The sequence below is a fragment of the Novosphingobium sp. ST904 genome (assembly GCF_001298105.1).
Lineage (GTDB): Bacteria > Pseudomonadota > Alphaproteobacteria > Sphingomonadales > Sphingomonadaceae > Novosphingobium.
On sequence record NZ_LGJH01000135.1, the window covers coordinates 1 to 21,289 of the forward strand.

Below are 21,289 nucleotides of genomic sequence, written 5' to 3' on the forward strand. Positions count from 1 at the left end.
CGCGGCCTCGACTACCGGATGGGATGATGCCGGCGCCGCCCCCTCCCCCGCCGCGCCTCTCCCGCTCTTGCGGCCGGACGCATTCACCCGCGCAAAAGGCTGGCGGCTGATTGACGGCCTCGGGCGTAACGGCGCGCTTCTCGCCGCCGGTTCGCCTTCCGCCCCGGCGCGCGCATCCGTCACCCTGCCTGCCGGAAACTGGCGCGCCGTGATCGACCTGCTGCCCGCCTATCCGTCCGACAACGGAGACGTGCTGCGTCTCACCGTCCGCATCGACGGCGCGGCGCAGACCCTCGAAATTCCGCGCCGCACCGGCGACCGGGACTGGGCCATGGCCGTGCTCGACAACCGCATCGCCATGCCGCTCGCCCCAACGCTCGGCGCGGGTCGCCATGAGGTTTCGCTCGAAGCCGGCGATCCCGCCGTGAAGATCGAGGCCATTCGTTTCATACCTGCTGACAAGACAATTACTCCGACTTAATAGTCGAAACCAATCGGTCCGCCCACGAAGGCGAACCGCGCGAAGAACAAGACGGTGAAGGATCCTGTAGTGCCCCAGAGCCCTGATACGGCCGTGCGTCCCGTGCGCCTCCGAAACTACCTCGCCTATGGCTCCAACGACGTGCTCGGGGCCGGGTCGATGGCGGTCATCTCGGGCTGGGTGCTCATTTTCTACACGCAATTCTGCGGGCTTTCGGCGGGGCAGGCTGCCACCATCTTCGCCGTGGCGCGCGTGCTCGATGCCTTTGCATCGCCGATGATCGGCTATATCTCCGACCACTTCGGCACGACCGCGCTGGGCCGCCGTTTCGGGCGGCGGCGTTTCTTCATCCTCGCCGCGATCCCGCTCCTGCCCAGTTTCGGCCTGATGTGGCTGCCGGGCCAGAGCTTCTGGTACTACCTCGTCAGTTACGTGCTGTTCGAACTGGTCTACGCGATGGAGATCATCCCGTTCGAGACCCTCGCCGCGGAGATGTCGAGCGACTACCGCACCAAGGCGAAGTTCGCGGGCTGGCGCATCCTGTTCGGACAGGCCGCGGCGATCCTCGCCGGTTTCCTGCCGCTCTGGCTGATCGAGGCGCTGGGCCGGGACAGTGCGGACACGTTCTTCTACATGGGCCTGATCTTCGCCGCACTGTTCATGGTGACGGCGGCGATGCTCTATCTGTTCAGCTGGGAACGTCACATGCCGGGCGGTGTCCCCCTCCCCGCCGAACAGCGCCATTCGGCCAGCCCGCTGGACGCGCTGAAGGCGCTTTACCGCAACCTGTTCTCCACCATGCGCATCCGCGCCTTCCGCCTGCATCTGGGCATGTACCTGGGTGGCTACATCAGCCAGGACGTGTTCAACGCGGCCTTCACCTTCTTCGTGATCTTCGCGCTGGCAGGCACCACCGCGATCGCCTCCGGTCTGCTCGGCACCATGTACATCGTGCAGTTCGTGGCCGTCATCATCGCCATCAACATGGCCCTGCGCGCCTCTCCCAGCCGGGCCTACCAGATCGCCGCCGCCAGCTTCGGCGCGGGCGCGCTCACCCTGATCGGGCTGTGGGCCATGGGCATCACGGCAACGAGCCATACGATCTGGCTGTCGATCGGACTGGCAGGGCTGGGGCGCGGCGCGCTCAACTACATCCCCTGGGCAACCTACAACTACATGGCCGACGTGGACGAGATCGTCACCGGCACCCGCCGCGAAGGCAGCTTCGCAGGCGTCATGACTTTCGTGCGCAAGGCCACGCAGGCGGCCGCGGTGGCGGGCGTGGGCTTCGTGATGCAGGCCGGCGGCTTCGTTTCCGGCGCGGCGCAGCAGTCCGACGGCGCGATCCGCACCATCGCGGTGCTGCTCGGGCTGGGGACCGTGGGAATGCTGGTCTTCGGGGTGATCGTCTCGCTGCGCTTCCGGCTTTCGCCCGCAACTCACGCCTGCTGATGCACGAGATCGAACACTTGCGCTCGGGCGCCCGCACGCCGACCAGCCCCGAGGCGCAGGCCGTGGTGGAGGACCTGTCGGGCTGGCGCTACGACCAGCTCTGGGGCCGCAATTCGCTGGTCCGGCACGATGAATGCGGCAGCGAAGTCGGCAAACCCGCCGGGGCTTGAAAAGCTTACGACCTAGTCGTTCGCGGACTGGCTCCGCATCGCCTGTTCGACAAAACTGACCGCGTCGGCAACGCTGATGGTGAAGACGCCGCCACGGGCCTCTTTCCATTGCGCCATGCCCGGCCCGGCGTCGGGAAAGGCCGGGTTGGCGGAGGCCAGCTTCGTCACGCTCATATCCAGCGCGGACTTCGAGAACGGTGCGTGCTGCAGTTCACCGCCGACCGGCAACCCTTCGAAATGCAGGCCGATAATGCTGACGTGATAGACGATGGGCAATCCTGCCGATTCCGGCTCGCGTTCGATCTTCTGGATTTTCAGGAGCGAGCCGGCGTCTTGCGGGCGGGTACGATATTCCCACACCTGACCCTCGGTATAGGCGCGATCCTGCGGAGCGGCTCCGGTCAGGCCCAGGCTCATGACGAGCCCGGCGCATAGCAACCCAATAAAGCGCATGTGCTTCCCCTTGGCGGCATGGATAAATTCGGCGCAGCCCCGATCGAACTGTGCGAACGCCGCTGCTTGCCCGCCCCTATCCGCGCGGCGCGCGATAGCCCACCGCTGCGCCGATCTGTCCCGCAGTGGCGACGATGGCGGCGACGAGATCGTCGACGATGTCGTCCGTGAGGTAGTGGGCCGCGCTGGCGATCGAGATCGCGATGCAGATCTGGCGCCGCGCGTCGCGGATCGGCACCGCGATCGAGCGCACGCCGTCACCCAGTTCGCTGTCATGGAGCACATAGCCGCGCGCCTTGTGCTCGCGCATCAGGGCGACGTATTCCTTCACCGCCTTCGCCGGGACCTTGCCGCCATTGGCGTCGCGGTAGAGGTCTTCCCAGATCTTTTCATCCTCATCCAGCAGCAACGCCTTGCCCAGGCCGGTTTCGGCGATGGGGCGGCGATCGCCCGGCGCGGTGGCCACGCGCAGGCGCTGGCGGCCGGTCACACGGTCAAGGTGCCGGGACCAGTCTCCCTCGCGCTTGCCCACGAAGACGCAGAAGCCGGTCTCTTCCGAAAGCTTTTCCATGAAGGGGCGGGCCACGCGCACATAGTCGATCTGCTCGGTGGCCATCACGCCCAGTTCGAGCAGCTTGGGGCCAAGGCCGAACCCGTCGTTCGTGACGGAGAGATAGCCGCGCGATTTCAGCGCCTGCACCAGCCGGTGTGCGGTGGTCTTGCTCATGCCCAGCTTGCGGGCGAGGTCGGCGGCGCGGATCGGTCCGCCGATCACTTCGTCCATGATGTCGAGCGCGCGCATCAGCGTCTGCGTGCCCTTGACCTCGACTTCGGGTTTATCGTCGCGAGGTGTCATAGTTCCCGTCTTTCCGGAGAGACTCATCCCCTGGGATGCCCACTTTGCGGGACGTGACTCCAATTGTTCCACCAAGCTCTATACCGTCCGGCGCCACCGTCAATGGGGCGCCCGGCAGGTTGGCCCGCCATGGCGGTAAATGCCGGCCACCGGGCGGCGCGGCACCTTGTTGCGCCGCCCGCGTTATGATCGCGGCGCCTCATGACCCGGCGCCCGCTGGAGGAAAGACCGATGATCGCAGTCCACCATCTGGAGAATTCACGCTCGCAGCGCATCCTCTGGTTGCTGGAGGAACTCGGCCTACCCTACCGCGTGGTGCATTACGCGCGCGACAAGGCGACGATGCTCGCCCCGCCGGAACTGCGCGCGGTGCACCCGCTCGGCAAATCGCCGGTCATCGTCGACGAGGATGCCGGGGGCGGGCCTCTCACCATCGCCGAAACCGGTGCGATCATCGAATACCTCGTCGGGAAGGCGGACGGGAGGCTGGGTGTGCCGGAGGCACAAATCGGGGCTGTGCCGGAGGCACAAGGCGCAAGCGCGCCGGAGGCACGGGAGGCCGCGCTGCGCTATCGCTATTACCTGCACTATGCCGAAGGCTCGCTCATGCCGCCGCTGCTCATCAAGCTGGTGCTCGGCATGATCCCGGTGGTCGGCGGCTTCGCGCAGAAGAAGGTCCAGCCGATGATCGACGTCCACCTCGATTTCGTGGAAAGCGAACTCGCCTCCCGCCCCTGGTTCGCCGGCGATGCCTTCACCGCCGCCGACGTGATGATGAGCTTCCCGCTGGAGGCCGCGCGCGACCGGGCCGGGCTGGACGCCTCGCGCCCGGCAACGACGGCCTGGCTGGCAAAGATCCATGCGCGCCCCGCCTATCAGGCCGCGCTGGCGGCGGGCGGCCCCTATCGCTACGCCTGAGTTCGCGGGCCTGCGGAAGGACTTCTAGGGCGTGCGCCGCTGTGCCATAGGAGCGGGGCAACACCTGCGCGGAAGGAATGCCCCCTGCTCCCGAGCAAGACCCAGATCGTGATCGTCGGCGGCGGTGCCGCCGGACTGGAACTCGCCGCCAAGCTCGGCGCCCGTTACGGCCGCAAGCGCCACGACATCATCCTGGTGGACCGCAACCGGACGCATATCTGGAAACCGCTGCTCCATGAGGTGGCGACCGGCTCGCTTGACGCCAATCTCGACGAGGTGGGCTATCGCAGCCACTGCCACCGCTGGGGCTATCGCTATTTCTACGGCACGCTCTCGGGGATCGACCGCACGAACCGCCGCGTCCACCTCGCCGCGGTGCAGGACGAAAAGGGGCGCGAAGTGCTTGCCCCGCATTCGATCCGCTACGATTACCTGGTGCTGGCCTTCGGCTCCGTCACCAACGACTTCGGCACGCCCGGTGTTGCCGAGAACTGCACTTTCCTCGACAGCCGCGCGCAGGCCGACCGTTTCCGCGACAAGCTGCTGGACCAGTGCCTGCGCGTCTCGCGCGCGATGACCGCCGATCCGGCCAGCGATGCGCGGGTCAAGGTGGCGATCGTCGGCGGCGGAGCAACCGGGGTGGAACTGGCCGCCGAACTGTTCAACGCCGCCGATGCACTGGGATATTACGGGCTCGAAGTGTTCGACCGGGGCCGCCTTGACGTGACTCTCGTCGAAGCCGGCCCCCGCATCCTGCCGCAATTGCCGGACCGGCTGGCCGGAGCCGCGCATCAGGAACTGGAAACGCTGGGGGTGCGCGTCCTTGTCGATACGCCCATCGTCGAATCCACCGCCGAAGGAATGGTCACGCGCTCGGGAGAGCGGATCGACGCCGACCTTCAGGTCTGGGCGGCGGGCGTGAAGGCCCAGCCCATCGCCGAGGGCCTTGGCGGGCTGGAACTTGCCAGATCGGGCCAGATCGTGGTCCGCCCCACCCTGCAAAGCGCCACTGACGACAGGATTTTCGCCATCGGCGACTGCGCCTCCTGCATCCTGCCGGGCCGCGACCGGCCGATCCCGCCGCGCGCGCAGGCGGCGCACCAGATGGCGGACGCCGCCTTCGCGAACCTCAAACGCGCGATGGAAGGCAAGCCGCTCGTCGATTTCGTCTACAAGGACCATGGTTCGCTGGTGTCGCTGAGCCGGTTCTCGACCGTGGGCACGCTCATGGGCAATCTGGTGGGCGGCCGCATGGCGGTGGAAGGGCGGCTCGCCCGGTTCATCTACCTATCGCTGTACCGGATGCACCTGCTGGCGATCCATGGCTGGATCAAGGGTTCGGCGCTGATCGCGGTCAGCCACGTCAACCGCATCGTCCGCCCCCGCCTGAAGCTACACTAGATCGTCAGCCAGTGGGGGCCGGCCCGCTGCTTTCGCGCCGGACCAGCTCGAACCGGAACACGGGCGCTTCGTCCGGCGCGCCCACCAGCGCATCCACGACGGCGCGCCCCATCTCCTCCAGCGGCTGACGGACCGTGGTGAGCGGCGGCCAGGTGGTGGCGCTGGCGGACGTATCGTCGAAGCCGACGATCGACACGTCATCCGGCACGCTCAGCCCGGTGCGATGCGCATATGTGAGCACGCCCAGCGCCATGGCGTCGTTCGTGGCGAAGATCGCGGTGGGCGGCGCTTCGCCGGCGAGCAATTGCTCCCCGGCGCGAAGGCCGGAATCGAAATCGAAGCTGCCCGGCACGAACCGGACGTCCCCGGCCGGGATGCCCGCTGCTTCCAGCCCGTCCCGGAAACCCTCGACACGGGCGAGCGCCGCGCGGTGGTCCGCTGGCGGCGCGATCACGCCGATCCGGCGGTGCCCCAGTTCGATCAGGTGATCGGCGATCATCCGCCCCGCCGCCCGCTCCGGCGTGGGAATGTTGAAGCTTTCCGTCACCAGCGATCCCGCCAGCCGCGCACAGGGCAAGTCGAGTTCCGAAAGCCTTTGCAGCAGCGCCCTGTCGTCCGACAGCGGCGGGGCCACGAATACGCCGTCGGGCCGAAGCGCCGCCACCAGCCGGTTGAGGATCTCGAAGCGCTCGTCACCGGACAGCGGCATCGGTTCGACGACGAGATGGTAGCCCAGTTCGCGGCAGCGGTTTGCCGCGCCCCACCTGGATTGCGGAAGTGTAGCCGGGGGTGGGGTTGTTGTAGAGGAAGGCCAGCATGAACGAGCGCCCCCCGGCCAGGCGGCGCGCCGACTGATTCGGCCTGTAGCCGAGCCGGTCGATCGCTTCGGTCACCCGCGTGCGCAGATCCTCGCTCACATTCGGCGCTTTGTTGACAACGCGGGACACGGTCTTGATGGATACGCCTGCCGCGGCAGCAACGTCACGAATGCTGGTCATTTGCAGGCCTTGCCACACAAGATTGCGGTTGAGAATGGTTTTACGGAAATTCCCGGCCGGTCTCCGGGATCGCCGCACAATCGCACCGTGAATTCCTCCCTGCAGGATTGCCTTGATCGATCGCGCATTGCACGCTAATCATCCGGTACAACGTTGTCATCTCCTCCAAAGCCGACAGCGCTGGAATCCCGGGTGCGGCCCTTTCGCCGAAAGGCGAATCGATCGCACCCGGGATGACAAACCAATAAGAACGACATGGGAGATATCGCGGTGCTCACCACGGCAGCCGACACCGGCTCGGGCTGAACCATCGCCCCGGACGCCCGCGCGTCCTCACCCCCACCCTTCATCCCTGAATTGGCGCGTGGAACGCGCCCGGCAGCGCGAGTCGAGCAAAAATCATGGCCTTCACGTCAGCGATCACAAGTTCCGACCCGAGCGAGGAAACCCCCGGCGGTCATGTCGACGCGCCGGAGCTGCGCTATTTCGTCATGGCGCTGTTCTTCATCTTCGGCGGCATAACCAGCCTGAACGACGTCATCATTCCCAAGCTGAAGGAGCTGTTCACGCTCAGCTACACCGAAGCGATGCTGGTGCAGTTCTGCTTCTTCACGGCCTATGCGGTGATCGGCATTCCCGGCGCGATGCTGGTACGCCGGATCGGCTACATGCGCGGGGCAGCGGCCGGGCTGGCGATCATGATCGTGGGCTGCCTGGCCTTCATTCCGGCATCGCAGACCGCCACCTACTGGCTGTTCCTCGCCGCCTACTTCGTGCTCGCGGCGGGCGTGGTGATTGTCCAGGTGGTGGCCAACCCGCTCATCAGCCTGCTGGGCAAGCCGGAAACGACCAGTTCGCGCCTGACCTTCGCGCAGGCCTTCAATTCGCTGGGCACAACCATCTTCCCGATCGCCGGCGCCGTGCTGATCCTGGGCAGCCTTGCCGCCGTTTCGGCGCACGACCTTTCCGGCGCCGCGCTCGATGCCTATCGCCGCGCCGAAAGCCAGGCGATCGTCCACGGCTATCTTGCCATTGCCGGCGCGCTCGCGCTCGTCATCGCCGCCGTCTGGGCCTTCCGCAACCGCCTGCCGCCGCAGCAGCACGGCGACCATGCAGGATTCGCCGGGTTCGACCTGCTGAAGCGCCCGCGTTTCCGCTTCGGCACACTGTGCATCTTCCTTTACGTCGGCGCCGAAGTCTCCATCGGGTCGCTGATCGTCAGCTACCTCATGCAGGACCACGTCATGGCCCTGCCGGAAAGGTCCGCCGGCAAGCTGATCGGGCTTTACTGGGGCGGTGCGATGCTGGGGCGCTTCATCGGCTCTGCCGTCCTGCGCGTCCTCGATCCCGGACGGGTGCTTGCCGTCAATGCCTTCACGGCCATCGCCCTGCTCGCGCTTTCGGTGGCGAGCACCGGCACCGTCTCGGGCTATGCGCTGCTGGCCGTGGGCCTGATGAACTCGATCATGTTCCCCACGATCTTCAGCCTCGCCTGCGAGAAGCTGGGCGCCCGCGCGGCGGACGGTTCGGGCATCATCAACGTGGCGATCTGCGGCGGCGCGCTGGTGCCGCTCGCCACCGGGGCGCTGGCAGACCTGACCGGCGGCAACCTGGGCATGGCGCTGGTTCTCCCCGCGCTGTGCTACGCGGTGATCGCCGGGTTCGGCGTGTCCGCCCGGCGACCTGCCCCGGTTCCCGAAACGGAAGCCCTCAGATCAGGGGCTTTCCCGCCGATTTGACGATCGCGCCGCCCTTCATCACGAAGCCGACGTTTTCCAGTACCTTGACGTCGGCCAGCGGATCGCCGTCCACGGCGATGACGTCGGCATAGCGGCCAGCCTGCAGCGTGCCGACATCGGTGCTGCCCAGAAGGTCGGCGGCATTCCCGGTCGCCGTCTTGATCGCGTCCATCGGGGTCATCCCCGCGTTTACCAGCAGCGCGAATTCCTGCGCATTCTCGCCGTGCCGGGAAAGGCCGAAGGTATCCGTGCCGAAGGCGATCTTCACGCCCGCGGCATAGGCATCGTGCAGGTTGCGGCGCAGCAGCGGCGCAATGGCGAGCGCTTTTTCCGCGGTGGAGGGGTTGAGCTGCTCGGGATGCTCCTTCGCGCGCTGGTAGACCCGCTCGCCGACCAGCATCGTCGGCACGAGATAGGTCCCGTGCTGCTTGAACAGCTTGTAGCTTGCCGCATCGGCGTAGGAGCCATGCTCGATCGAATCCACGCCCAGCTCGATGGTATGGTCGATCGCCTCCTTGCCATGGGCGTGGGCAGCCACCTTCATCCCCAGCGCGTGGGCGGTGTCGATCACCGCCTTGATCTCCTCGTCCGTCATCAGCTGGTGCCGGGGATCGTCGCCGATGGACATGACCCCGCCAGACGGCATGATCTTGATAAGGTCCACGCCTTCGCGCTTCAGCCGCCGCACCGCCAGCCGGGCGGATTCGGGGCTATCGACCACATTGTCGCTGACATGGGGAATATCGGCGAATTCCACCCGCAGGCCGTTCACCGCATCGCCGTGGCCGCCGGTCGGGCCGAGCGGGGTGCCTGCAACCCACATGCGCGGACCGGGAACCACGCCGCCCTCGATCGACTTCCTGAGCGCGACGACCACCTGGGTATCGGCCCCGCAATCGCGCACCGAGGTGAACCCGGCCAGCAGGGTGTCGCGGGTAAAGACCGTGGCCTCGATCGCATCCTCGAAAGCGCTGCGGGTCACGCTGTTGCGGATCGGATCGCCGGAATGCCACCCCGCCGTGATGTGATCATGCGTATCGATGAGGCCGGGCAGGACCGTCTTGCCGGAAAGGTCCACCACTTCGGCGCCTTGCGGCGTGACGAAGCCGGGCTGGATCGCGGTGATGCGCTCATCGGTAATCAGGATCGACACGTTCTGGCGCGCGGCCGCACCGGTGCCGTCGATGAAGCGGCCGGCATGGATGACGATATCCTTCGCGCCCGCGCTGCCACACGCGCCGGCGGCAAGCGCCAGCACACTGCATGCGATCGCCGCCGCACGTTTCACCGAACCCATTGCCCCCATCATATCCCCCTGAATCGAAGCCAGATCTGCCGATAAATCAACGTTGCGCGGCGCGGGCGGACCGTCAATGGCTTTCGCGCCGCCGCGCTGCTCTCAGGCCGGTCCGGTGCTGCCCCGGACGATAAGTTCGTGCGGCAGCATCAGGTGCGAACCTTCTCCCCCGGCGGTGCGGCGGAATTGCGGATCGACGAGGATATCCACCGCCGCCGCCGCCATTTCCGCCTTGGGCTGGCGCACCGTGGTCAATTGCGGCCACGCCGCGCGCGACGAGGGCGCATCGTCGAACCCGCACAGGGACAGCGTTTCGGGAACGGCGATGCCGTGCTTCATGGCGGTGATGAGCACGCCCAGCGCCATATCGTCGTTGGAGGCGAAGATCGCCGTCGGCCGGTCCTTCAGCGCCAGCAGCCGTTCGCCCAGTTCCAACCCGGACCGCGAGGTGAAGTCTCCCCGCACCACGCTGGCCTCGTCGATATCGACGCCGGCGGCCGCCATGGCCGCGCGGAAGCCTTCCTCACGCCGGGCCGATGCGCTGTGGCTGAGCGGCCCCTGCACGAAGCCGATGCGGCGATGGCCGAGGCCCAGCAGGTATTCGGTCACTTCCCGCGCCGCGCCGCGATCGTCCATGCGCACCGTGCCGGAACCGGCGGGGGCCTTGCTGGGGGCGACCAGCACGGTGGGCAGCCCTGCCTCCGCGAAGATCGCCATCAGCGCCGCATCGTCGCAGATCGGCGGAGCGACTATGGCCCCGTCCAGCCGCAGCGCCGCAATGCTGGCGCGCACTTCGAGCGCCCAGTCCGGCGCGGCAAGGTCGACCGGCTCCACCACCAGGTGATAGCTGCGCGCGCGGCAGCCCATCAGGGCGCCGTGCTGGACATCGGCGGCATAGCCGGACACCGGATCGTCGATGAACAGGCCCAGCAGATAGGATCGCGAGCTTGAAAGGCTGCGGGCGAAGGCATTGGGCCGGTAGTCCAGCTCCGCCACGATCCGCTGCACCAGATCACGCAGTTCCGGGCGGACATGCGCTTCGCCATTGATGACGCGCGACACGGTTTTCGGCGAAACGCCTGCCCTTGCGGCGACATCCTTGATCGTCACGATACTCATGCCGCCACCTCCCTCGGCCGCCGGCACATGCCCGCGAACCCCGCGATCCCCGCATAGCACAGCGCCGGAAGCAGCAAGGCCGGAAGCAGGCCCGCGGCATCGGCGGCGGCCCCGGTCAGGATCGGAACCACCGCTCCGCCGACCACGGCCATGCACAGCCACATCGAGGCGAGCGGCGCCTGCCGGCTGTCCTGCGGCATCGCCAGGGCATAGATGGTGGGATACATGATCGCGTTGCAGAGCCCCACCGCGATCAGCGCGGCGGCGCCTGCCGCTCCGGGCAGCACGGTGGCAGCCACAGTCAGCGCGATCGCCGCCAGCGCGGCGTAAAGCAGCAGGCGCGCCTCGGCCATGCGCGTCAGCATCCACGCGCCCGCGAAGCGCCCGACCATGGCGCCGGCCCAGTAGAGGCCGACCAGCCTCCCCGCGCTGACCGGTTCCAGCGCCAGGCGTTCGGGCAGCATCAGCACGTTCGTCATCAGGGTTCCGATCGTCACTTCCGCGCCCACATAGACGAAGATCGCCGCCGTCCCCCATCGCAGCCGGCGACGCGCAGGACGGAGAATATCTGCCGCGACCAGTCCGGCGGGAGCATCCTGCCCGCGCCGGCAGGCGCCGCCGACAGCAGGGCGCGGTGGCCGACATAGAGGGCCGACAGCACCGCCAGCACCGCGCCGATCGCCACGAACGGGACGGATGCCGTTCCGCCGCCCCGATCCCCCGGCGTGATGTTCGCCAGCAGGAACGGCGCGCTCAGCACGGGGCCCAGCACCGTGCCCAGGGAATTGAAGCCCTGCAGCAGGTTGAGCCGCACCGCCGCCCCGCGAGACGGCCCGATCACCGTGACCACGGTGTTGGACGCGATCTGCAGGACCGTCTGCCCGCCGAAAGCAGCAGCAGCGCGCCCAGTACCAGCAGGAACTGCCGCATCCCCTGCGCCAGCGCCAGCGACAGGCATCCCGCCGTCATGACCGACAGGCCGATGGCGATCGCCCGCATGTACCCGATTCGCACCACCGCCAGCGCCGCCGGTAGGGCGAACAGGAGATAGCTCGAATGGAAAGCAAGCTGGACGAGCAGCGCGCCCTTGTAGTCCAGCCCCAGCACCGCCTTGAGCTGCGGCACCAGCAGGCTGACGGATGCGCTCAGGAAGCCGCCGATGAAGAACACGCCGATCGAAAGCCAGAACAGCCGCCTGACGAGGGATTCCTGCGCATCGGACGGCAGAACGGGTGGGGCGGTGCGCGACATGTGAGGCATCTATGGCACTGCGCCCGGGATGGCAAAAGGACTGTTTCCCCGAAGACACAGCGCCGGCCTTATCCTGACCCAAGCCCTGACATCGATGTCAAATCAGGCTTGACAACGATGTCAGGGCTTGGGCATTGCACCCTCACAAGTAACAAACATTCGGGAGGATGACATGACGAGGCACGATCTCGTCGCGGGCACAGCGCTCGCGGCTTGCCTATTTTCCGTATCTGCCGCTCACGCCCAGGATGCCGCGGCATCGGCGCAGCAGACCGTTTCCGACAACGATATCATCGTTACCGCGACCCGCCGCGAAACCACCCTGCAATCGACCCCGATCGCGATCTCGGCCTTCAGCCAGGAAACGCTGACCAAGAACGGCGTCAAGGACGTGACCGACCTTGCCCGTTTCGTCCCCTCGTTGCAGTTCAACCAACAGGGCGACCAGTCGGCCGTGCTGCTGACCTTGCGCGGCATCGGCAACGACAGCGCCTATACCGAAGTGGCCGACCCCGAAGTCGCCATCTACATCGACGGCGTATACTCGCCGCGCTCGCAGGGCGCATCGGTGCTGATGTACGACATGGAACGCGTCGAAGTGCTGCGCGGCCCGCAGGGCACGCTGTTCGGCCGCAACGCCACCGTCGGCGCGCTCAGCCTGATCTCGGCCAAGCCCAAGCTCGGCGAATTCAGCGGCAACCTCGAACTGACCGCGGGCAATTACGACCGCTTCGGCATGCGCGGCGCGATCAACATCCCCGTCACCGATACGCTGGCCTTCCGCGTCGCCTTCGTCAGCGACCGTCATGACGGCTATGCCGATTACCAGGCCGCGCCCGACATCGTCGGCATCAACAAGTCCGCCTTCGTCACTTCGGGCAAGAAGTACTACGCGGCGGACCAGCAGTCGGGCCGCGTCTCGATGCTCTGGCAGCCGAGCGACCGCTTCAGCTGGAACCTTTCGGCCGAAGGTTTCCTCGACAACGGCGCGCCGGTCATCGGCCTGCTCCAGACCCCGCGCGCGGGCACCAAGCGCTGGTCCACGCTCAGCGATACCGCGCCTGAAACCGATCGTTACTCGGTCGCCGTGCGCAGCACGATGAACTACGACATCACGGACGGCATCCAGCTCAGCTACATCGGTGGCTGGTCGCGCATCGGCGGCAGCACCCGCACCGACGCCGACGCGGGCGCCCTGCCCCCGACCGGCCAGGTGGACGCGGACGGCAACGACCTGCCGCTCGGCGCCTTCAACGAGAACGCCACGCTCTCCTCGCGCTATGACTTCCAGAGCCACGAACTCCAGCTCAAGTCCACCGGCGAGAACGACATCGACTGGATCCTCGGCGCCTATTATAGCCACGAGAAGAACAAGATCCGCTTCGATATCGACCAGCGCAACGGCTACCGCGACGGCACCTTCAGCTGGGCGGGCAGCTTCATCCAGGCCAATCGCCAGATCGATAGCCGCGCCGTGTTCGGCCAGGCCGTGTGGCATGCGTCTGACTGGCTGCGCTTCACCGGCGGCCTGCGCTACACCTCCGACAAGAAGCAGGACATCGGCGGCCGTAACGTGACCTTCTCTGGCGAAGGCTGCACCGATGCCGACAAGGCCCCCGGCGGCGCCTGCACCGGCGGCATCTTCGGCGCCTATCCCGGCGCCACCGCCGCGCAGCTGGTGGACCTGCTGCCCGGCTTCTCGATCTCGAACAACGACGTGAAGGGCAAGTGGGACAAGCTGACCTACCTCGCCCGCGTCGATGCCGACATCGCGGCCGACACCCTGGGCTATGCCAGCATCTCCACCGGCTTCAAGTCGGGCAACATCCAGGACAATGCCGGGCTGACCGATCCGGAAACCCTGACCAACTACGAAGTCGGCCTCAAGACCCGCCTGCTCGACCGGGCCGTGACGCTGAACCTGGCCGCCTACTATTCCGACTTCAAGGGATACCAGGTCAACCAGGCCGTCACCTTCCGCGACGATGAAGGCAATGTCGTGCGCAGCCAGATCGTGACCCAGAACGCCAAGGGCGCGAAGGCTTACGGCCTGGAAGCGGAAATGAATGCGGCCTTCACCGCCGCGGACCGCCTGAACTTCTCGGCCACGCTGCAGAAGACCAAGCTGGACGATCTGGAAAGCGTCGACGGTCGTCTCTACGACGGCGGCAAGGCCTCCTCGATCGTGCAGCTCAAGGGCAACGAACTGGCCCACGCGCCGCGCTTCTCGGCGACGCTGAGCTACGAGCACGACTTCGAACTGGCGAGCGGCGCGCGGATCACCCCGCGCTTCACCACGCACTACGAGACCAAGAGCTGGCTGAGCTACTTCAACGGCGATGCCAATCCCTTCGTGAATGCCAACGATCCGGCGGACAACATGCCCGACCGCGGCACCAACGGCACCTCGTGGGACAAGCAGAAGGCCTACTTCCGCTCGGACGCCTCGATCCGTTTCGAGCCGGCTGACGGCAAGTACTCGGTCGAAGCCTTCGTCCAGAACATCGAGAACGGACACATCCGCACCGGTGCCGGCGCCTTCGGCGCGCCGCGCTACGATCCGGTGTTCCTCTCGAACCTCCAGCCGCCGCGTACCTGGGGCGTCCGCGCCCGCGCGAGCTTCTGATCGAAAGCTGAAAGGACAGGACAATGACGACCGACTATCCCTCTTCCGGTCGCGTCGTCATCCTGGGCGGCGGCACGGCCGGATGGCTGTCCGCCGCCTATCTTTCCCGCACGCTGAAGATGGCCGACGTCACGCTGGTGGAATCCGGCGAGATCGGCATCATCGGCGTGGGGGAAGGCACTTTTCCCACCATCCGCACGACACTGGCCGCCTCGGCATCGGCGAGGCGGAATTCCTCGCCCGTGCCGACGCCACCTTCAAGCAGGGCGTGCTGTTCGATGGCTGGGCCACCGGCAGCGACAGCTACTTCCACCCGTTCAACCTGCCCGTCGGCGGGGAGGACGAGGCGCTGCTGCCGCACTGGATCGGCGATGACAGCGCCGCGCGCCCGTCATGGGCCGATGCGGTCACCGTGCAGGAACAGGTCATCCGCGCCGGTCGCGCGCCGAAACGGGCGGAAGACCCCGATTTCTCCGGCCCGATGAACTATGCCTATCACTTCGACGCCGCCCGTTTCGCCGCCTATCTGCGCGACATTTCGGTGGCCGCCGGCGTTACCCGCATCGAAGGCACGGTAGCCGCGGTCGAGCGCAAGGACGGCAGCGGCGACATCACCGCCCTGATGCTGGCCGATGGCCGCCGGATCGAAGGCGATTTCTTCCTCGACTGCTCGGGCTTCAGCGCGCTCCTGATCGGGCGGACGCTGGGCTCCCCCTTCACGTCCTGCGCCGGCAGCCTGTTCAACGACCGGGCGCTGGCGATGCAGGTTCCCTACGCCGAGCCCGGCGCGCCGGTGCGGCCCTACACGCTGGCCACCGCGCACGAGGCAGGCTGGACCTGGGATATCGGCCTCAGCGAACGCCGGGGCGTGGGCTATGTCTATTCCAGCAACCACTGTTCGGACGACGAGGCGGAAACGACCCTGCGCCGCTATCTCGGCAGCGAGGGCGCCGCCCTCACCCCGCGCCAGCTTCGCTTCGAGACCGGCTACCGGGAGACCCAGTGGATCGGCAACTGCGTGGCGGTGGGCCTTTCCGCCGGGTTCTTCGAGCCGCTGGAATCGACCGGCATCATGCTGATCGAAGCCGCGCTGAAGATGATCGGCGAATTCCTGGTTCCCGGCGACCGTGGTGCCCGCGCGGCCGCCGCGCGCAGCTTCAACCGGCTGATGGCCGCGCGCTTCGAGCGCATCGTCCATTTCCTGAAGCTCCACTATTGCATCACCCGCCGTACCGACACCGCCTACTGGCGGGACAACGCCGATCCGGCCTCGATCCCCGAAGCCTTGCAGGACATGCTGGCCCAGTGGCGCCACCGCCCGCCCTCGCGGTTCGACTTCGTGGTCGATCTGGAGACGTTCCTGCCGCCGAGCTACCACTACATCCTTTACGGCATGGGCTTCGAAACACGGCTTTCCGCCGGTATCCGCCGCTACCCCGGCGCGCAGGAAGCGCGGGACGTCTTTGCCCGCGTCCGCGCCGCCCATGCCGGAGCGCGGGCCGCCCTGCCCGATCACCGCACCCTGCTCGAGCGCTATCACGCCCGTTCCGTCCCCCGCTTTTCCAAGGTTTCCCGATGACGATGAAGATTGCCGCCCTGCTTGCCGCGCTGACCATCGGCAGCAGCCTGACTTCGCCCGCCCTGGCGCAGCAGACCATAGCGCCCGCCGCCGCAACCGCCCCAACCGCCGGCACCGGCCAGTCGGCAGAGGCGCGCGCCGATGCGCTGGTCAAGGCGATGACGCTGGAAGAGAAGCTGCAGCTCGTCCACGGCTACTTCCCGCCGCTGGCCAAGCCCGCTGTGCCGATCGCGATGATCCCCTCGGCAGGGCACATACCCGGCATCCCGCGCCTCGGCATCCCGACCCTGCGTGAAAGCGACGCCAGCCTCGGCGTTGCCAACCAGATCGAGCAGCGCAAGGGCGACGTGGCCACCGCGCTTCCCGCCAGCATCGCCACCGCCGCCACGTTCAACCCCCGGCTCGCCTACGAAGGCGGCGCGATGATCGGCGCCGAAGCGCGCGCCAAGACCTTCAACGTGCTGCTGGCGGGCGGCGTCAACCTTACCCGCGATCCCTGGAACGGCCGCAATTTCGAATATCTCGGCGAAGACCCCCTGCTCGCCGGCGTCATGGTGGGCGAGCACATCAAGGGCGTGCAGAGCAATCACATCGTCTCCACCATCAAGCACTTCGCGCTCAATTCGCAGGAGACCGGCCGCACCGTGCTCGACGCGCGGATCGGCACCGCCGAACTGCGCGAAAGTGACCTGCTGGCCTTCCAGCTCGGCATCGAAAGCGGCCGCCCCGCCTCTGTCATGTGCGCCTACAACAAGGTCAACGGCGACTATGCCTGCGAGAACGACTGGCTGCTGAACAAGGTCCTCAAGCAGGACTGGGCCTACAAGGGCTGGGTCATGTCCGACTGGGGGGCCGTCCACTCCACCGAAAAGGCCGCCATCAACGGTCTCGACCAGGATTCCGGGCAGGAACTGGACGACCAGATGTTCTTCGACACCAGGTTTGCCGAAGCGGTGAAGGCCGGGCGCATCCCGATGGCCCGCCTCGACGACATGGTCCGCCGCATCCTGTTCGGCGTGATCGACAGCGGGCTGATGGACAATCCCGTTCCCGAGAGCGCCCAGCCCATCGACTATGCCGCCCATGCCCTCGTCGCCCAGCGCGCAGCGGAGGAAGGGATCGTCCTGCTCAAGAACCAGGGCAACCTGCTGCCGCTGGCCAAGACGGCGAAGAAGATCGTGCTGATCGGCGCCCATGCCGATGTGGGCGTGCTTTCCGGCGGCGGTTCCTCGCAGGTCCGCTCGGTGGGCGGCGCGCCGGTCGAGATTCCTTTGACCGAAGGCGCGGCCGCCTCCTTCGCGCGGATCACCTGGCATGCCTCCTCGCCGCTGAAGGCGATCCAGGCGCTGGCGCCGGGGGCCAGCGTCACTTACGTGGATGGCAGCGATCCCAAGGCCGCCGCTGCCGCTGCCAAGGGCGCCGACATGGCGGTGGTCTTCGCCTGGGCCTGGCGCACCGAAGCGCAGGACCCCGAAAGCATGGCCCTGCCGGACAACCAGGACGCCCTGATCGACGCGGTCGCAGGCGCCAACAGGAAGACGCTGGTGGTCGTCGAAGCGGGCGGGCCGGTGCTGATGCCCTGGGTCAACCGCGTGCCCGCGATCCTGCACGCCTGGTATCCCGGCCAGCGCGGCGGCGAGGCCATCGCCAATATCCTGTTCGGCGATGTCGATCCCTCGGGCCGCCTGCCCATCACCTTCCCGGCCAGCATCGCGCAGGCGCCGCGCCCGCAGCCGCTCGGCCTTGCCGAACTCCACGCCGCCGATGCCCGCCGCAGTGCCGGGGACAAGACCGTCTACGGCATGAGCGGCGGCGTCGCTCCCTTCCCGGTGGACTACCCCGAAGGCGCCGATGTCGGCTATCGCTGGTATGCGGCAAGGAACGAGAAGCCGCTGTTCCCCTTCGGCCATGGCCTCACCTACACCAGCTTCCGCTACGCCGGCCTCAAGGTCACCGATGGCGCGAGGCTGACCGTCGAGTTCGACGTGACCAACAGCGGCAAGCGCGAAGGCGCCGACGTGCCGCAGCTCTATGTCGAGGCGAAGAGCGCTGCGGGCACCCGGGCCTATCGCCTCGCCGGGTTCGAGAAGGTCTGGCTCAAGCCCGGCGAGACCCGCCACGTCTCGCTGACCGTCGATCCGCGCGTTATCGCCCGCTTCGACAATGCGGCGCCGGGCTGGGTTCTCGATGCAGGCACATATTCGCTGCGCATCGGCCATTTCGCAGGCGACGCCGCCCTGGCAGGTTCTGCCCGCCTCGACCGGATGACGGCAAGGCCGTGATCGCCGACGCTGCCTGATAGCCACCCTTTGCAGGAGACTTCATGACCCGCCTTTCCCCCGCCGCTTCCCTGTCGATCCTTGCCCTGGCGCTGGCCGGTGCGGCGGGCGCGCAATCGCCCTCCCTGTCCGCATCTTCCGTGGCCAATCCCGCGATCTGGCCCAGGGTAAACGCCCAGCCCAAGCGCGATCCGAAAGTGGAGAAGCGCGTCGATACGCTGATCCGCGCCATGTCCGTGGAAGACAAGGTGGGCCAGCTCATCCAGGTCGACATCGGCTCGATCAAGCCCGCCGACGTGGTGACCTACAAGATCGGTTCCGTGCTGAACGGCGGCAACAGCGGCCCCTATGACGACGAATACGCCTCTCCCGCCAAGTGGCTGCAACTGGCGGACGAGTTCTACGATGCCTCGATGACCCGCAGCGACGGTCGCCCGAAGATCCCGATCATCTGGGGCACCGATTCCGTCCACGGCAACAACAACATCGTCGGCGCCACGCTCTTCCCGCACAACATCGGCCTCGGCGCCGCGCGGGACCGGGACCTGATCCGCAAGATCGGCGAAGTGACCGCGCTGGAAACCGCCGCCGCCGGGCTCGACTGGACCTTTGCGCCCACGCTGGCCGTGGTGCAGGACGATCGCTGGGGCCGCACATACGAAAGCTATGGCGAGGAACCGGAAATCGCGGCCGACTATGCCGGCGCGATGATCGAAGGCGTTCAGGGCAAAGTCGGCACAAAGGACTTCCTCGCCCCGAACCACCTGATCGCCACGACCAAGCACTTCCTCGGAGACGGCGGCACCGGCGGGCGCGACCAGGGCGACACGCGGGTTTCGGAAGAGGTGCTGCGCGACGTCCATCTCGGCGGCTATCCCGCCGCGATCGAGGCAGGCACCCAGTCGGTCATGGCCAGTTTCTCAAGCTGGAACGGCGAGAAGATGAGCGGCAATGCATCGCTCCTGACCGGCGTGCTCAAGGAACGCATGGGCTTCGACGGCTTCGTGGTGGGTGACTGGAACAGCCATGGGCAGGTGAAGGGCTGCACCAACGAGGACTGCCCGCAGGCGATCAATGCCGGGCTGGACATGTTCATGTATTCCGGCCCGGGCTGGAAGCAGCTCTATGAGAATACCCTGCGCGAAGCGAAGGACGGCACCATTCCTGCCGCCCGTCTGGACGATGCGGTGCGCCGTATCCTGCGCGTGAAAGTTCGCGCTGGAACCTTCGACCGTGGTCGCCCGTCGAGCCGCGCCGTCGCGGGCAAGTTCGATGTGATCTCCAGCCCCGCCCACAAGGCCATCGCCCGGCAGGCGGTGCGGGAATCGCTGGTTCTGCTCAAGAACGAAGGCGTCTTGCCGCTCAAGCCGAACGCCAGCATCCTCGTGGTGGGCACGGCGGCGGACAGCGTCAGCCAGCAGGCGGGTGGCTGGTCCATCACCTGGCAGGGCGCGGATCTGCCCAACAGCGCCTTCCCCAACGCCACTTCCATCTGGAAGGGCATCGAGGAAACCGTGAGCGCGGCAGGCGGCACTGCGACTTACGCGCCCGATGGCACTTTCACGAAGAAGCCGGACGCCGCCATCGTCGTCTTCGGCGAAACGCCCTATGCAGAATTCAAGGGCGACATTCCCAACCTCGAATACAGCCCCGGAGACAAGCCCGACCTTGCCATGCTCAAGCGGCTCAAGGCGGCAGGCATCCCGGTCGTCGCCGTGTTCCTTTCAGGGCGTCCGCTCTGGGTGAATGCCGAGCTCAACGCATCGGATGCCTTCGTCGCAGCTTTCCTGCCGGGCAGCGAGGGCGGCGGTGTGTCCGATGTCCTGTTCACCAGGGCGGACGGTGCCATCAATCACGACTTCAAGGGCAAGCTCAGCTTCTCCTGGCCCAAACGCCCCGACCAATACGTGCTCAACCGCCGCGATCCCGGCTATGATCCGCTTTTCCCCTTCGGATACGGCCTGTCCTATGCTGCTCCCGGCAAGGTTGCACGGCTCGACGAAACCCGCCCTGCCGACATGGCGCAGGCCACGCCGGGCGTGTTCTACGGGGCCGGAAAGGTGCCGCCGGGCTGGTCCATCGATACCGAACTGGTAAAGCAATCCGGAATGGATCGCCGCGCGCAGGAGGATGCCCGCCTGTTCACCTGGGCCGCCGGCTCGCCCGGCCGGGTCGCCATCGTCGCACCGCGCCCTCTGGACCTCTCGCGAGAGAGCAACGGTGAAATCAGCCTCGTCGTCCAGTACCGCCTCGGTGACCGTCCGGCCACGCCGGTAAGCATCGGCGTAGAGAGCGGCGGCAAGACCATCAGCGTGCCGGTCGGCGCAACCCTGGCCAAAACGGCGCCGGGCGAATGGGGCTCTTTCGCCATTCCGCTGCAATGCTTCGCCAGTCGCGGTGCCGACATGCACGCCCTGACCGCGCCGCTGGTGCTCTCGGCCACCGGGCCGCTGTCCATCGCCGTCTCCGACGTGAAACTGGACTACATTTCCATGCCGATGAACGCCTGCGGGGACTGAACAAAGGCCCCCTGCCCGCCCTTCCCCCGCGTCCGGCACCGCCGCCGGACGCGGGCATTGCCACGGCATCTCCCTGCCGTCAGCGGGAACTTGCCGTTGTTGCGGGACACGCCCGGTTGGCGTAATCGGCCCGCCTGCCGGGAACCGACGC

11 protein-coding genes and 5 pseudogenes are annotated in these 21,289 nt (G+C 67.1%); 10 read left to right on the forward strand and 6 right to left on the reverse strand.

What is annotated here, in order from left to right; genetic code table 11:
* Positions 1-481, forward strand: a pseudogene (locus ADT71_RS32055) (hypothetical protein); the annotation flags it as partial.
* A gap of 69 nt (positions 482-550) precedes the next feature.
* A pseudogene (locus ADT71_RS09445) lies at positions 551-2,103 on the forward strand (MFS transporter).
* Between the two features lie 12 nt (positions 2,104-2,115).
* Here the strand turns inward: ADT71_RS09445 and ADT71_RS09450 are convergent.
* Both ADT71_RS09450 and ADT71_RS09455 read right to left on the reverse strand, forming a co-directional pair.
* Positions 2,116-2,520: a hypothetical protein gene (locus tag ADT71_RS09450; protein WP_054436393.1), complete on the reverse strand. Its 405-nt coding sequence runs from the start codon at positions 2,518-2,520 to the stop codon at positions 2,116-2,118.
* 112 nt (positions 2,521-2,632) lie between these two features.
* Positions 2,633-3,412, reverse strand: coding sequence for an IclR family transcriptional regulator (locus ADT71_RS09455; RefSeq protein ID WP_054436394.1), 780 nt, complete (start codon positions 3,410-3,412; stop codon positions 2,633-2,635).
* Between the two features lie 231 nt (positions 3,413-3,643).
* Between ADT71_RS09455 and ADT71_RS09460 the strand changes: the two genes are divergently transcribed.
* Positions 3,644-4,330, forward strand: coding sequence for a glutathione S-transferase family protein (locus tag ADT71_RS09460; RefSeq protein WP_054436430.1), 687 nt, complete (start codon positions 3,644-3,646; stop codon positions 4,328-4,330).
* Between the two features lie 84 nt (positions 4,331-4,414).
* Positions 4,415-5,731 (forward strand): NAD(P)/FAD-dependent oxidoreductase, encoded by a 1,317-nt coding sequence (locus tag ADT71_RS09465; protein ID WP_054436395.1) that lies wholly within the window; start codon positions 4,415-4,417, stop codon positions 5,729-5,731.
* Positions 5,732-5,735: 4 nt separating this feature from the next.
* Here ADT71_RS09465 and ADT71_RS09470 read toward each other — a convergent pair.
* Positions 5,736-6,729 (reverse strand): annotated as a pseudogene (locus ADT71_RS09470) (LacI family DNA-binding transcriptional regulator).
* Between the two features lie 401 nt (positions 6,730-7,130).
* Here ADT71_RS09470 and ADT71_RS09475 point away from each other — a divergent pair.
* Positions 7,131-8,468 carry a sugar MFS transporter gene (locus ADT71_RS09475; protein ID WP_054436396.1) on the forward strand — a complete coding sequence of 446 codons (1,338 nt, stop codon included), beginning with the start codon at positions 7,131-7,133 and terminating at the stop codon, positions 8,466-8,468.
* Here the strand turns inward: ADT71_RS09475 and ADT71_RS09480 are convergent.
* From ADT71_RS09480 to ADT71_RS35575, 3 genes and pseudogenes are all read right to left on the reverse strand, one after another.
* Entirely contained in the window at positions 8,440-9,765 is a 1,326-nt protein-coding gene (locus tag ADT71_RS09480) for an amidohydrolase family protein (protein WP_054436397.1), read from the reverse strand. The genes ADT71_RS09475 and ADT71_RS09480 overlap by 29 nt on opposite strands.
* 102 nt (positions 9,766-9,867) lie before the next feature.
* The gene (locus ADT71_RS09485) at positions 9,868-10,884 is read right to left on the reverse strand and encodes a LacI family DNA-binding transcriptional regulator (RefSeq protein WP_054436431.1); all 1,017 of its coding nucleotides are present in this window, start codon (positions 10,882-10,884) and stop codon (positions 9,868-9,870) included.
* Positions 10,881-12,135: pseudogene (locus ADT71_RS35575) on the reverse strand (MFS transporter). The gene ADT71_RS09485 and the pseudogene ADT71_RS35575 overlap by 4 nt, the downstream one beginning before the upstream one ends.
* A gap of 172 nt (positions 12,136-12,307) precedes the next feature.
* Here ADT71_RS35575 and ADT71_RS09495 point away from each other — a divergent pair.
* From ADT71_RS09495 to ADT71_RS09510, 5 genes and pseudogenes are all read left to right on the forward strand, one after another.
* Positions 12,308-14,761, forward strand: a complete 2,454-nt coding sequence (locus tag ADT71_RS09495) for a TonB-dependent receptor (RefSeq protein WP_054436398.1) — start codon at positions 12,308-12,310, stop codon at positions 14,759-14,761.
* 23 nt (positions 14,762-14,784) lie between these two features.
* Positions 14,785-14,904: pseudogene (locus ADT71_RS35580) on the forward strand (tryptophan 7-halogenase); the annotation flags it as partial.
* A 125-nt stretch (positions 14,905-15,029) separates the two neighbouring features.
* Positions 15,030-16,340 carry a tryptophan halogenase family protein gene (locus tag ADT71_RS09500; RefSeq protein ID WP_369818215.1) on the forward strand — a complete coding sequence of 437 codons (1,311 nt, stop codon included), beginning with the start codon at positions 15,030-15,032 and terminating at the stop codon, positions 16,338-16,340.
* Entirely contained in the window at positions 16,337-18,622 is a 2,286-nt protein-coding gene (locus ADT71_RS09505) for a beta-glucosidase (RefSeq protein ID WP_054436399.1), read from the forward strand. Before ADT71_RS09500 ends, ADT71_RS09505 begins: the two co-directional genes overlap by 4 nt.
* 41 nt (positions 18,623-18,663) lie before the next feature.
* Positions 18,664-21,138 carry a glycoside hydrolase family 3 protein gene (locus ADT71_RS09510; protein ID WP_054436400.1) on the forward strand — a complete coding sequence of 825 codons (2,475 nt, stop codon included), beginning with the start codon at positions 18,664-18,666 and terminating at the stop codon, positions 21,136-21,138.
* Positions 21,139-21,289: the final 151 nt, after the last annotated feature.